This is a genomic window from Streptomyces sp. NRRL F-2664 (assembly GCF_000719345.1).
In the GTDB taxonomy this organism is placed as follows: Bacteria; Actinomycetota; Actinomycetes; order Streptomycetales; family Streptomycetaceae; genus Streptomyces.
On sequence record NZ_JOFX01000044.1, the window covers coordinates 44,762 to 58,006 of the forward strand.

Annotated in this window: 10 protein-coding genes; 2 read left to right on the plus strand and 8 right to left on the minus strand. The window is 72.3% G+C overall.

Features of this window, described 5'->3' with window-relative positions; genetic code table 11:
• The first annotated feature begins 8 nt into the window (after nucleotides 1-8).
• The gene (locus IF89_RS0129450) at nucleotides 9-956 is read left to right on the plus strand and encodes a hydrogen peroxide-inducible genes activator (RefSeq protein ID WP_078628591.1); all 948 of its coding nucleotides are present in this window, start codon (nucleotides 9-11) and stop codon (nucleotides 954-956) included.
• Here IF89_RS0129450 and IF89_RS0129455 read toward each other — a convergent pair.
• From IF89_RS0129455 to IF89_RS0129475, 5 genes are all read right to left on the minus strand, one after another.
• The gene (locus tag IF89_RS0129455) at nucleotides 953-3,364 is read right to left on the minus strand and encodes an FtsX-like permease family protein (protein WP_063831364.1); all 2,412 of its coding nucleotides are present in this window, start codon (nucleotides 3,362-3,364) and stop codon (nucleotides 953-955) included. The genes IF89_RS0129450 and IF89_RS0129455 overlap by 4 nt on opposite strands.
• Nucleotides 3,361-4,050 (minus strand): ABC transporter ATP-binding protein, encoded by a 690-nt coding sequence (locus IF89_RS0129460; protein ID WP_030774581.1) that lies wholly within the window; start codon nucleotides 4,048-4,050, stop codon nucleotides 3,361-3,363. Before IF89_RS0129460 ends, IF89_RS0129455 begins: the two co-directional genes overlap by 4 nt.
• Entirely contained in the window at nucleotides 4,047-4,571 is a 525-nt protein-coding gene (locus IF89_RS0129465) for a PadR family transcriptional regulator (protein ID WP_030774583.1), read from the minus strand. Before IF89_RS0129465 ends, IF89_RS0129460 begins: the two co-directional genes overlap by 4 nt.
• A gap of 97 nt (nucleotides 4,572-4,668) precedes the next feature.
• Nucleotides 4,669-4,902 (minus strand): hypothetical protein, encoded by a 234-nt coding sequence (locus IF89_RS0129470; protein WP_030774585.1) that lies wholly within the window; start codon nucleotides 4,900-4,902, stop codon nucleotides 4,669-4,671.
• Entirely contained in the window at nucleotides 4,899-5,807 is a 909-nt protein-coding gene (locus tag IF89_RS0129475) for an SPFH domain-containing protein (protein WP_030774587.1), read from the minus strand. Before IF89_RS0129475 ends, IF89_RS0129470 begins: the two co-directional genes overlap by 4 nt.
• 232 nt (nucleotides 5,808-6,039) lie before the next feature.
• Here IF89_RS0129475 and IF89_RS0129480 point away from each other — a divergent pair, with 232 nt between their 5' ends.
• The gene (locus IF89_RS0129480; RefSeq protein WP_030774589.1) at nucleotides 6,040-8,316 is read left to right on the plus strand and encodes a transglycosylase domain-containing protein; all 2,277 of its coding nucleotides are present in this window, start codon (nucleotides 6,040-6,042) and stop codon (nucleotides 8,314-8,316) included.
• A 69-nt stretch (nucleotides 8,317-8,385) separates the two neighbouring features.
• Here IF89_RS0129480 and IF89_RS0129485 read toward each other — a convergent pair whose 3' ends face one another.
• The 3 genes from IF89_RS0129485 to IF89_RS0129495 form a co-directional block, all read right to left on the minus strand.
• Nucleotides 8,386-10,638 carry a SpoIIE family protein phosphatase gene (locus tag IF89_RS0129485; RefSeq protein ID WP_030774591.1) on the minus strand — a complete coding sequence of 751 codons (2,253 nt, stop codon included), beginning with the start codon at nucleotides 10,636-10,638 and terminating at the stop codon, nucleotides 8,386-8,388.
• 308 nt (nucleotides 10,639-10,946) lie between these two features.
• Nucleotides 10,947-11,666: a DUF402 domain-containing protein gene (locus tag IF89_RS0129490; protein ID WP_030774593.1), complete on the minus strand. Its 720-nt coding sequence runs from the start codon at nucleotides 11,664-11,666 to the stop codon at nucleotides 10,947-10,949.
• Nucleotides 11,667-11,776: 110 nt separating this feature from the next.
• The gene (locus IF89_RS0129495) at nucleotides 11,777-13,180 is read right to left on the minus strand and encodes a class II fumarate hydratase (protein WP_030774595.1); all 1,404 of its coding nucleotides are present in this window, start codon (nucleotides 13,178-13,180) and stop codon (nucleotides 11,777-11,779) included.
• Nucleotides 13,181-13,245 lie beyond the last annotated feature (65 nt).

A 13,245-nucleotide genomic window follows, 5' to 3' on the forward strand; every position in this document is an offset into this window, starting at 1 on the left:
ACCTATCAGTGGCTGTCGGTAATAGAGGAGCGAAACAACCGACCCTTGCTCAGCTGCGCGCCTTCGCCGCCGTCGCCGAGCACCTGCACTTCCGCGACGCGGCCGCGGCCATCGGCATGAGCCAGCCGGCGCTCTCCGGCGCCGTCTCCGCGCTGGAGGAGGCACTCGGCGTGCAACTGCTGGAGCGCACCACCCGCAAGGTGCTGCTCTCCCCGGCGGGCGAGCGGATCGCCGCCCGGGCGCAGGTGGTGCTCGACGCCGTCGGCGGACTGCTGGAGGAGGCCGAGGCGGTACGGGCGCCCTTCACCGGGATGCTGCGGCTCGGGGTGATCCCCACCGTGGCGCCCTACCTGCTGCCGACCGTGCTCGGGCTGTTCCACCGCCGCTATCCGCGGATGGACCTCCAGGTGCACGAGGAGCAGACGGGCTCGCTGCTGGAGGGCCTGGCCGGCGGCCGCCTGGACCTGCTCCTGCTCGCCGTACCGCTCGGCGTCCCCGGAGTCACCGAACTGCCCCTCTTCGACGAGGACTTCGTCCTGCTCGCCCCGCGCGACCACGCGCTGGCCGGCCGCCGGGACATCCCCCTCGACGAACTGCGCGACCTGCAACTGCTGTTGCTGGACGAAGGGCACTGCCTGCGGGACCAGGCCCTCGACATCTGCCGGGAGGCCGGGCGGACCACCGGGGCGGACGTCACGACGACCGCCGCCGGACTGTCCACGCTCGTCCAGCTCGTCGCCGGCGGCCTCGGGGTGACCCTGCTGCCGCGCACCGCACTGCGGCTGGAGACCGCCCGCAACGAGTACCTGTCCACCGGCTGCTTCGCCGAGCCGGCCCCCTCGCGGCGGATCGCCCTGGCCATGCGGACCGGCACCGCCCGCCAGGCGGAGTTCGAGGCCATCGCCGCCGCACTGCGCGAAGCCGTACGCCCGCTCCCCGTCTGGCCCACCGACTAGGGGGTGTTGCGAAAGTCCCGCACGGCGCCCACGGCGCCCGGCACGCACTCTCGCCGCACCGGCCGAAGCCCCGAGTACGCCCAGTACGAGGGCCTCAGCGGCGGCAGGCTCAGCAGGGTCACCGCGACGACGACGCCCGCGCCGACACCGGTCATCCCGAGCACCGACGGCCAGTCGATCCGGACCGGCTGCGCGGCCATCCCCATGAGGACCGCGCCCAGTGCCGTGCCCACGACGGCCGCCAGCACCAGGCCCAGCGCGATCGGTACGGCCGTCTGCCACAGCACCGACAGGCTCAGCGTGGAGCGCCGGGTGCCGAAGGCGACCAGCGAGGACAGCAGCCGCCGGCGTTCGCGCAGTTGCTCCAGCTGCGACACGAACAGGCTGGCGCCGATCAGGACCAGCACGGCGGCGGCACCGAAGAACAGGCCCGTGCGGATCGAGGAGAAACCGGCGGCCTGCTCGGTCTGCCGCAGGGTCATCGCCGTGACGAGCGGGTCCGCCGCGAAGACGGCGTTGCGCGCGCGGTCCAGGGCGTCCGGACCGGATGCGTCGACCTGGACGAAGATCCGGGCGTCCGGGTGGTCGCCCAGCTCCTTCGGCGCGGCCGACGGGGTCACCAGCAGGCCGGTCCGCACGGACCCGGCCGGGTCCTCCCGGGCGGGGACCGTACGAGCGCCCGCCGGGACCTGCCACTTCACCGGCGCGGGCCGGTCGGCCGGCTCGGAGTCGTAGCGCCGGACGTTGCCGACGAACAGCTCGTCACCGGGCTGCGCCGTGGCTCCGTAGGGGCCGGCCGAGGCGGGCCCGGTCAGGACGAAGGCATCGCCCTCCGCGCACGAATCGAGCGCCGCGACCTCCCGGAGCGCGTCGCAGGTGCCCACGGTCACCTCGACCGTCTCCTCCTGCGCGGGCACTTGGTGGGCGGCCTGCGCGGAGGTCAGCGGGACCGCGTGGGTGACACCCGGCACGGCGGCGATCCGCTGCGCGAGATCGTCGACGGAGGCGTCCGACGGGCGGCCCACCAGGACGGCGACGGCGGCCCGGGAGGGGTCCTGGCCGGTGGACCCGGTGTAGTCGCCCTCGACCCCCGCGAAGAGCATCTGCAGGGCGATCGCGCCCGCGACGGCCACGGCGATGCCGTTGACCAGCCGGGCGGCGGTGCCGCTGCTGACCTGGAGGCGGCGCACGGCCAGCTGCCAGGAGACCGGTCCGCCGGACATCCGTCCGACGACGCGCTCCAGCAGCCAGGGGAGCAGCACGGTGATCCCGACCAGAAGCAGCACCACCCCGGCGCCGACCTGCCACTGGTTGAACCTGCCGTGGTCGTTGCCGCGGCCCTGCAGGGGCACGAGCAGACCGAGCCCGACCAGCGGCAGCAGCAGCCGCCACCAGATGCGCCGGCGCGCCGGCCTCGCCGTGCGGACGACGCCCAGCGGCTCGATGACCACGCCGCGCAGTGCGAACAGGGTCACCGCCACGGCCGCCGCAGGCACCGCGAGGGCGACCAGCACGGCCAGCCACGGCGCCGGGTCGAGGTCGGCGGGGAAGACGCTGCGCTGCTGCACTCCGACGCTGCCGACCAGGGAGCGGCCCACTGCGAAGAAGCCGGTGCCCAGTACGAGTCCGACCAGGGAGCCGGCCAGTGCCTCGCCGGCCGCGATCCGGCGTACCGTCCTGCCGTCGGCGCCGACCAGCCGCAGCGCCGCGAGCCGCCGGTCGCGCCGCTCCCCGCCGAAGCGGACGGCGGTGGCGATGAACACGGCGACGGGCATCAGCAGGGCCACGAACGTCAGGACGACCATCAGCATGAGCACGGGGTCGAGGCCGTCGCGGTCGGCCTCGTGGCCGAAGCCGGTGATGCGCTCGACCCGGTAGTCCTCGGGACCGTTCTTGCGCAGGGTGTCGCTGCCCAGGTAGAAGAGCAGTTCGCCGGGGCCGACCAGCCCCGCGTCGCCGACGACCTCGCTGACGCGGGCGTCGAGCCGCTTGCGCAGCAGCGCGCCCTCGGAGGACTTCAGCAGCTCGTCCAGGGCGGGGGAGAGCGCCATCTCGCCCGGCCCCGGGAGCTTCTTCAGGCCCGGCGGCAGCGGGGCGCGGGGCCCCTCGGCCCGCACCACGTGCCCCTCGATGTCCTTGTGCTGGTACGTCTGCCCGGTGCGGGCGATCAGCAGGGTGTCGGGGCCGGGGGCTTCGGCGCTGTCGGAGTGCATCGTGGAGCGGGCGTCACCGCGCTCGTACCGTGCGGCGAGGGCACCGGGGATCGCGGTGCTGATCAGCAGCAGCGCGACGCCCAGACCGACGCCGACGCCGGTGAGCAGAGTGCGGATCCACCCTTCGCGGCCGCCGCCGAAGGCGAAGCGTGCGCCCATGCCGAGGTCGCGGGTCCAGACCCGGAGCCGGCTCATACGATCCGCTCCATGTCGCGCGACCTGCCGTCGCGTACGACGATCTCCCGGTCGGAGTAGGCGGCCACGCGCGTCTCGTGCGTGACGAGCACGACGGCCGCGTTGGCCGACCGGGCCGCCTCCGTGAGCAGTTGCATGACGAGTTCGCCGTTGAGGGAGTCGAGCGCTCCGGTGGGCTCGTCGGCGAAGATCACCCGGGGGCCGGTGACGAGGGCCCGGGCGACGGCCACCCGCTGTCCCTGGCCGCCGGATATCTCGCCGGGCCGCTTGGCGCCGAGGTCTTCCACCTGGAGCTGCTCCATCCAGTGCAGGGCGGTGCGTTCGGCCTCCTTGCGCCTGACGCCGGTCAGGCGCAGCGGGAGGGCGACGTTCTCCACGCAGGTCAGCTCCGGTACGAGCTGCCCGAACTGGAAGACGAAGCCGAACTCCGTGCGGCGCAGGGTGCTGCGCTCGGCGTCGCCGAGCGTGGTGAGCTCCCGGCCGGCGTAGGTGATGGAGCCGGAGTCGGGCGGGACGATCCCGGCGAGGCAGTGCAGCAGGGTGGACTTGCCGGAGCCTGAGGGGCCCATGACGGCGACGACCTCGCCCGCGTGGATGGAGAACTCGGCGCCGTCCAGCGCGTTGGTGCTGCCGTACGCCTTGCGCAGGTCGGTGGCGGCGAGCAGGGAGCCGGCCGGGGGCTTCATCGGCGGACCTCCCGCGCGAGCTGGTCGAGACGGGCGGCGGTGAGCTCCAGCCACCGCAGGTCCGCCTCGAGGTGGAAGAGCGCGTGGTCGCAGATGAGCTGGTCGGCGATGTCGCCCTTGCGCTTGCGCTGGGTGAGGATGCGCATGAGGCGCAGGTGCTCGGCCCGCTGGCTGTCCAGCAGTTCGTCGGCGCGGCGGCCGGTGAGCAGGGCGAGGACGACCTTTGTGTAGAGGGTCGAGTGGAGGTACGGTTCGGGCTTCTCGGGCTGGGAGAGCCAGTTCTCGACGTCGGTGATGCCGGCGTCGGTGATGGCGTACCGCTTGCGGTCGGGACCGCCGCCGGCCTCTATGCCCTCGACCTCGACGAGGCCGTTCTTCAGGAGGCGGGACATGGTCGAGTAGACCTGCCCGTAGGCGAGGGGGCGGTCGTGGCCGAACTTCTCGTCGAAGGCCCGCTTCAGGTCGTAGCCGTGGCGCGGGCCGGCCTCAAGGAGGCCCAGGAGGGTGTGACCGATGGACATGCCAACGACTATACATCGTGTGTATACGCGCGGTGTATAGAGGTTCCGGGCCGCGGGAGAAGCGAAAGCCGCTCCCGTGCGGACACAGGAGCGGCGGTCAGTTCGTGGGCTTGGGCGGTCGGCCCCGGCGGGGGATCGGGCCGGGAGCGGAGGGGAGCCGGCCGGCCTCGGCGAGGGCCCGGCGGAGCAGGAACTCGATCTGCGCGTTGGCGCTGCGCAGTTCTTCGCCCGCCCAGCGGGCCAGCGCGTCGTAGACCTGCGGGTCGAGCCGCAGGAGCACCTGCTTGCGCGCCTGCCGGCCCGCCGGCTTCTCCTCGCCCGAGGGGGTCACTGGTAGAGGGTCCCCGTGTTGAGCACCGGCTGGGCGGCGCGGTCGCCGCACAGGACGACCATCAGGTTCGAGACCATGGCCGCCTTGCGCTCCGAGTCGAGGTCCACGATCTCCTCCTCCGCCAGGCGGGTCAGGGCGAGCTCCACCATGCCCACCGCACCCTCCACGATCTGCTTGCGGGCCGCCACGACGGCTCCCGCCTGCTGGCGCTGGAGCATCGCGGAGGCGATCTCAGGAGCGTACGCGAGATGCGTGAAGCGGGACTCGATGATCTGCACGCCGGCGGCCTCCACGCGCACGTGCAGCTCGGCCGCGAGCTTCTCGGTGATCTCCTCGGCGTTGCCGCGCAGTGACAGACCGCCCTCGTCGTGCGCGTCGTACGGGTACTCGATCGCGATGTGCCGGACCGCGGCCTCGGTCTGGGTCTCGACGAACTCGGTGAAGTCCTCGACCTCGAAGACCGCGCGCGCCGTGTCCTCGACCCGCCAGACCACGACCGCCGCCAGCTCGATCGGGTTGCCGTAGGCGTCGTTGACCTTCAGGACGGCCGTCTCGTGGTTGCGCACCCGGGTGGAGATCTTCTCGCGCGAGGTCAGCGGGTTGACCCAGCGCAGCCCGTCGGTGCGGATCGTGCCGCGGTAGCGGCCGAAGAGCTGGACGACCCGGGCCTCGCCCGGCGCCACGGTGTTCAGGCCGCTCATCGCGATCAGGGAGGCGAGGGCCGTGAGCACGCCGGCCGCGATCAGCGCCACCTTGGCCGCGACCGCGGTCGCCACCGCTCCGGCCACGACCAGCCCCACGCCCGCGAGCAGGCCGGCCAGCCCGAGCAGCAGCGCCGGCCCGCCGCCGACACTGCGGGCGGTGAACTCCCTTACTCCGTCCGGAGTGGCTATGTGGTTCGTCATGGTTCGCCCCGTTTCTCTGCGCGCGGCCGGTCGGGCCGCCTAGCAAAGTGATATCACTTTTTTGCGCAAGGGCAACCCATCCGCTTGTCTGAGCGTCGGTTCCTGTGACGTGGGTGCTGATTCTCACGTCCGAAATGACCTGAATTGGGCCGGATTGGCCAACCTTTGTCACAGCCTGCGGTGTTAGCTTTCTGAGTTGACGTCGGGGGGGTAATCGAGCGGAGCGGGAGCGATGGGCCGAGCAGAAGTGCGTAAGGCGCAGCAGCGCGGTGCGCGGCGGGCGCCGAGCGGACGCGCGAAGGGCGCCAAGGGGAGCGGGGGTGCCGGCAAGCGCACCGGCATACGCCGCTTCTTCACCTGGAAGAAGATCCTGGGGACCTTCTTCGGGGTGATCCTGCTCCTCATGGCCGCGGCGGTCGTCCTGTACTTCTCGGTGAACGAACCCACCGACCCGAACAAGCAGGCGACCCTCCAGAGCAACACCTACCGCTGGTCCGACGGCTCGATCATGGCCAACACCGGCAAGATGAACCGCGAGATCGTCACCCTCGACAAGATCCCGCAGGACGTCCGCACCGCGTTCATCGCCATCGAGAACAAGTCCTTCTACAAGGACCGCGGCATCGACCTGATGGGCGTGGCCCGGGGCCTGTTCAACACCGTCCGGGGCAAGGGCACCGCCGGCGGTTCGACGATCACCCAGCAGTACGTCAAGAACTACTACCTGACGCAGGACCAGTCGGCGACCCGCAAGCTCCGGGAGCTCGTCATCTCCCTCAAGGTCGACCAGCGCATGGAGAAGGACGACATCCTCGCCGGCTACCTGAACACCAACTTCTACGGCCGCAACGCCTACGGCATCCAGGCCGCGGCCCAGGCCTTCTACGGCGTCGACGCCGGCCAGCTCACCCTGGAGCAGGGCGCCTACCTGGCGTCCGTCATCCAGGCCCCCAGCCAGTACGACCTGGCGACGGCCGGCCCGAACGGAAAGCGGCTGGTCAACATCCGCTTCAACGCCGTCCTCGACAACATGGTCGAGATGGGCAAGCTGGACCCGGAGAAGCGCAAGACCATGACGCTTCCCGAGCCCATCAAGCCCAAGCCCCGCCCCGGCATGGAGGGGCAGAAGGGCTACCTGATCCAGGCCGCCAACGACGAGATGAACAAGCAGAACATCACCGACGCCATGATCACGGCGGGCGGCTGGAACATCACGCTCAACGTCGACAAGAACAAGCAGGCGGCCCTGGAGAAGGCGGTCCACGACGAGCTGGAGTCCAAGCTCGACCGCAAGGACACCAAGAACCGCCCCCAGGACCAGAGCGTCCAGGCCGGCGCCACCTCCGTGGACCCCAAGACCGGCGCCATCGTCGCCATGTACGGCGGCGTGGGCCTGGAGGAGAAGTCCGCGAGCAACGCCCTGCGCACCGACTACCAGCCGGGCTCGACCTTCAAGCCGATCGTGCTCGCCTCCGCCCTGGAGAACGGCTCCAACACCCAGGACGGCAAGCCGATCACCCCGAACGCGCTCTACGACGGCACCAGCAAGCGCCCGGTCGTCGGCAGCAAGATCCCGTTCAACCCGCAGAACCAGGACAACACCAACTACGGCACACCGATGATGACGGTCCAGGAGGCGACCAACTTCTCGGTGAACTCCGTCTACGCGCAGATGATCGTGGACGTCAAGCCGCAGAACGCGAAGAAGACGGCCCTGGAGCTGGGCATGCAGGACCGCGAGGGCTGGCCCGAGGACAAGCCGGCCATGGCCCTGGGCACCATGAGCGCGAACACCGTCGAGATGGCCGCCGTCTACGCCACCTTGGACAACCACGGCAAGAAGGTCACGCCGACCATCATCAAGAAGGCCGAGCACAAGGACCGCGAGTTCACCCCCCAGCAGGCGGTGGGCAGCCAGGCCGTCAGCCGCAAGACCGCCGACACCGTCACCAAGGTCCTCCAGGGCGTCGTCGAGGACGAGGGCGGCTCCGGCAACAAGGTCCGCAGCAGCGCCTACGAGGCGGGCGGCAAGACCGGCACCACCGAGTCCAACGTCGCGGCCTGGTTCACCGGCTACACGCCGGAACTGGTCACGGTCGTCGCGATGTTCGGCGAGGACCCCACCAGCCACAGCCAGGTCACCCTGACCGGTACCGCCGGCCTGGGCCGCGCGGGCGGCTCCAGCTTCCCCGCGTCGATCTGGAGGGCCTACACCCTCGCCGCCCTCAAGGGCGTGGACACGGGCAAGTTCCAGCTGACCGAGGCCGAGATGGGCGCCGTGCAGACGCCGTCCCGCAGTGCCTCGCCGACCCCGTCGACGAGCCCTTCCTCCAGCCCCCCGGCCGTCACCACCAGCCCCACGCAGTCCCCGACCACCTCGCCGACGCCCACCGCGAGCAAGACGGGCCCGACGCCCAGCGGGACCACGTCCCCGACGGCCACACCCACCAAGACCAACGGCCCCAAGCCGCCGGACCCGCCGATCCTGGGCGAGCACCCCGACAACTGAGCACGACAGCGCCGCCCCGCAGCCGAGAAGGCTGCGGGGCGGCGCTGTCGTGTGATCGGCGGTTCGGGTTCAGCGCCGCTCGGCCGGCGCCGGCAGCGGCAGTTCGAACCAGACGACCTTGCCGCTGCTGAGCCGGGTCGCGCCCCAGCGCCGCGCCAACCGGTTGACCAGGAACAGACCCCGGCCGCCCTCGTCGGTGTCGCGTGCCCGCCGCTGGCGCGGCAGCTGCGGGGAGTCGTCCCCGACCTCGCAGCGCAGCACGTCCGTCCGCAGCAGACGCAGCGTCACCGGCCGCTCCGCATACCGCACGGCATTGGTCACCACCTCGCTGACCAGCAGCTCCAGCGAGTCGCTCAGCTCCTCCAGACCCCACCGGGTCAGCGCCCGGCGGGCGAACCGCCGGGCCCGGCCCGGCGCGGTCTCCTCCGGGTCCAGGAACCAGTACGCGACGTCACTGGGCGCGATGCCGTCGAACCGGGCCGCCAGCAGCGCGATGTCGTCGTCCCGGTCGCCCGGCCCCAACATGTCCAGCACGTCGTCGCACAGGGCCTCCAGCGGCGGCGGATGGTCCAGGCCGGTCAACTGCGCCGTCGTCGCCAGCCGCTCGCGGAGCTGCTCGATACCGGTCCACACGTCCCGCAGGCGCGACTCCACCAGACCGTCGGTGTAGAGCAGCAGCGTGGCCCCGGCGGGCGCGTCCAGCTCCACGGCCTCGAAGTCCACGCCGCCGACGCCGATCGGCGCGCCGGGCGGCACGCGCAGCACCTCGGCCCGCCCGCCCAGGTGCAGCAGCACCGGTGGCGGGTGGCCGGCATTGGCGATGGTGATCCGGTGCGCGACCGGGTCGTAGACGGCGTACATGCACGTCGCCATGCGGTCCGAGCCCAGGCGCTGCGCCTGCTCGTCCAGGTGGTGCAGCACCTCGGCGGGCGGCAGGTCCAGCTGAGCCAGGGTCTGCGCGGTGGTGCGGAGCTGACCCATGATCGCGGCAGACGTCATGGAATGGCCCATGACGTCACCGACGACGAGCGCGACCCGGCTGCCCGGCAGCGGTATGGCGTCGTACCAGTCGCCGCCGACCCGGGCCGTCTCGGCCGCGGGCAGGTAGCGCGAGGCCAGCCGCACACCGGTCGGCTGCGGCAGGCTGTCGGGCAGCATCGTGCGCTGGAGCTCGTCGGCGATGTACGCCTCACGGCCGTACAGGACGGCCTTGTCGATGCCCAGCGCGGTGTGCGTGGCGAGTTGGGCGGCGACCAGCAGGTCGTTCTGCTCGAAGGCGGGCCGCTCCGGGCTGCGCAGGAAGACCGCGGCACCGATCACCCGGCGCCGGCCGCGCAGCGGCGCGAGGACCGCACGGTTGCCGCGCGGCAGCGGATGCTCCACCCCGAGCAGCTCGGGCAGTGCCGCCCGGGCGCCGGCGGAGGACGCGAACACGGGCCGTACGCCGCGCAGCACCTCCGCGAGCGCACCGCCCGGCCGGATCTCGCACAGCTCGGCCGCGGGCAGGTCGCCCTGCGGGCCGACCAGCGGCAGCTGGCTGAAGTCGAGCTCGCCGGTGGCCCCCGCGGCCCCGGCGAGGTCCGTTCCCGCGCCGATGGTGCTGCTGATGTCCGTGAGATCGTCGATCGGCCGGAGCCGGTCGGTGCGGCGCAGCCTTAAGACGACCGGCCCGACGGGCCGCTCGTCACCGACCGGGAGCGGGTCGCGCAGGTAGACGAGGATGGCGTCGGAGAAGGTCGGGACGGTGGCCCGGCACAGGCCGAGCACGATCTCGTCGAGGTCGATGCCGCGGGCGATCCGCCGGGTGGCCGCGCCGACGAAACGCAGCCGGTCCCCCTCGCGGCGCGCTGCGCTCGCCTCCGGGGAGCCTCCGCCCGGTACGGCGGGGCCTCCGGTCCCGCGCACGTCCGCCGCGCCGCTCCCGGCGCCGGCGGGAGCCGGCCCGGTCACCGCACCGCGGGCCGAGGCGCCGTGGGCCCCGACGACGTCCGACGGGTCACGGGGACGGGCGTTGTCATGGCTGCGGCCCGGGCCGGGACCGGTGCCCGCGGGCCCGGAGCCCGCGGCGGCCGGCACGTCCGCCGCCGCTCCGCGCGGCCGGGGGAGACCCGAGCCGGTGCCCGCCGCCGAGCGTGCGGCCCGTACGTCGGAAGCGGCGGCCGCGGCCGCCGCGCCCGGATCGCCCGAGGGGCCGGCGCCCGCGGCAGGCGTGCGCACGGCCTCGGTGGCGGCGATGGGCGCCTTGCCGTGGCCGGCCTCGTCCGTACCTCCGCCGGAGGCGACGGGCTGCGGGCCCTCCTGGGAGGTGGGGTACTCCGTCACGCGTGGAATTCCGTCCGTTTGCGCTCGATGTGCGCTGCACTCAACTCGGTCAGTCGCGGTATACCCGCTCAGCGGCCCGGGCACCATCGCCCGAAGGTTCCTCGCTCCAACTTCTCGCCCCCGGCCCACGGCCGGGAGCACCCCGGGCGGAACCCCGCCCCTCGTCGCCTCTCGTCGTGTGTCGACCTCCGGTCAGATCCCTTGCACGAAACGACACTTGCCGGTGTGCGGCCCGATCGCACCGTCCCGCGGACGCGACCTCGCGGAGGACGATCCTACGGTTGAACCCCGGGGGCGCATCAAGGGTCTCATGAGGTCATATGCGCCGGGGTGCGGTCCCAGTCCTCGGGCAGGGCGGGAATCCGCCAGGCCGGGTCCGGCCGCCAGTCCTGCCACCCCGCGGAGAACGGAGCCCCCCATTCCTCGATCGCGGCAACTGCCGCCCGGCCCGCCTGCCGTACCCGGCCGGCCTGCTCACGGCCCATCAGGCCGGACCGCTGCGCCTGCGCGAACTCGTCCTCGTCCAGCCACTTCCAGCTGCGGTCCGGGTAGACGGCGATGTCGAGGAAGTGGTCCGCGGAATCCACTCCGCCGGCCCAGCGCGACCGCGGCTCCTCCAGATTGACGTACCAGTTCTTGAACTCCCAACCCGGTCCCCAGAACAGCCAGACGGACCAGGGGTCACCGGGTCGGGCCAGTTTCAGGACACCTCCGCCGAACCAGCGCGAGCGCACGGTGGTCCGCGGCGCGGTGTAGCGGGTGGCGAGCGGCTCCTCGTGGACGGGTGTGCCGTCGGCGAGCACCGGTTTGACGCATTCGGTGCCGGGCGCCATCCACACGGCGAGCAGCTCGTCGGTGTCCTGCACGACCGTCACCGGGCGGCAGATGTGCACCGCGCCCTCCCGTCCCGGGGCGTGGTCGCGGTAGCGCCAGAGGATCTGGTCCCCGGGCGACCAGCGCGTCCCGCGCGCAGGGACCGGCGGCGCGGCCGGCACCCGGCCGCCCCCGGGCTTGGAAGTACCTGTCATGCGCAGATCTTAGGGCGGGGGCCCGTACGCCCGCTGCGGTGCAGGTCACCAGGCGATTCGGGGACGGCGAACGTCCGGATCCGGCCCCCGCCCGAGGGCCCGACGGCAGGTCAGGGGCGCGTCATGCGCAGGACGTCCAGGGCCTCGTCGAGCTGCTCCAGGGTGAGCGCGCCGCGCTCCACGTAGCCGGACTCCAGGACGATCTCCCTGATGGTCCGGCGCTCGGCGAGGGACCTCTTGGCGACCTTCGCGGCCTCCTCGTAGCCGATGTAGCGGTTGAGCGGGGTCACCACGGAGGGCGAGGACTCTGCGTACTCCCTGGCCCGGGCCTCGTCGGCGGTGATCCCGTCGACCGTGCGGTCGGCCAGCAGCCGGCTCGCGGCGGCCAGCAACCGGATCGATTCGAGGAGGTTCCGCGCCATCACCGGCAGCATCACATTGAGCTCGAAGTTGCCGGCCGCGCCGGCCACCGCGACGGTGGCGTCGTTCCCCATGACCTGTGCGGCGACCATCAGGACGGCCTCCGGGACGACCGGATTGACCTTCCCGGGCATGATCGAGGAGCCGGGCTGGAGATCCGGGAGACTGATTTCGGCCAATCCGGTCCGCGGACCGGAGGCCATCCAGCGCAGGTCGTTGCAGATCTTGGTGAGCGAGACGGCGACCGTGCGGAGCATGCCGGAGGTCTCCACCAGCGCGTCGCGGGCGCCCTGGGCCTCGAAGTGGTCGCGCGCCTCGGTCAGCGGCAGGCCCGTGGCGACCGCCACCTCGGCGATCACGGCGGCCGAGAAGCCGGGCGGGGTGTTGATGCCGGTGCCCACCGCCGTCCCGCCCAGGGGGAGTTCGGCCAGGCGCGGCAGGGACGAGCGCAGCCGCTCCACCCCGTAGCGGATCTGGGCCGCATACCCGCCGAACTCCTGGCCCAGCGTGACCGGCGTGGCGTCCATCAGATGGGTCCGCCCGGCCTTGACCACCCGCTCGAACTCGGCGGCCTTGCGCTCCAGCGCGGCGGCGAGCCGCTCCAGGGCGGGGACCAGGTCGTTCGCCACGGCTGCGGTGGCGGCGATGTGGATGGACGAGGGGAAGACGTCGTTGGAGCTCTGCGAGGCGTTGACGTGGTCGTTGGGGTGCACGTCCCGGCCGAGCCGCTCGGAGGCCAGGGTCGCGATCACCTCGTTGGTGTTCATGTTGGAGGAGGTCCCGGACCCGGTCTGGAAGACGTCCACGGGGAAGTGGTCGTCCCACCGGCCGTCCGCGACCTCGGCGGCCGCGGACCGGATCGCGTCCGCGACGTCCTGCTCCACCACGCCGAGCCGGGCGTTCACCTGCGCCGCCGCGGCCTTGATCCGGGCGAGGGCCTCGATGTGGGCCCGCTCCAGCCGCTGCCCCGATACGGGGAAGTTCTCCACGGCGCGCTGGGTCTGCGCCCGCCACTTGGCGTGGAGGGGTACCCGCACGTCCCCCATGGAGTCGTGCTCGATCCGGAACCCGCCGCTGTGCTGATGATCTGTCATGTGCGCTGCCTCCTCGAAAAGGTGAGCGGTTCTCGGGTGGAAAGTGTTCCCAATTTCCCTACTGA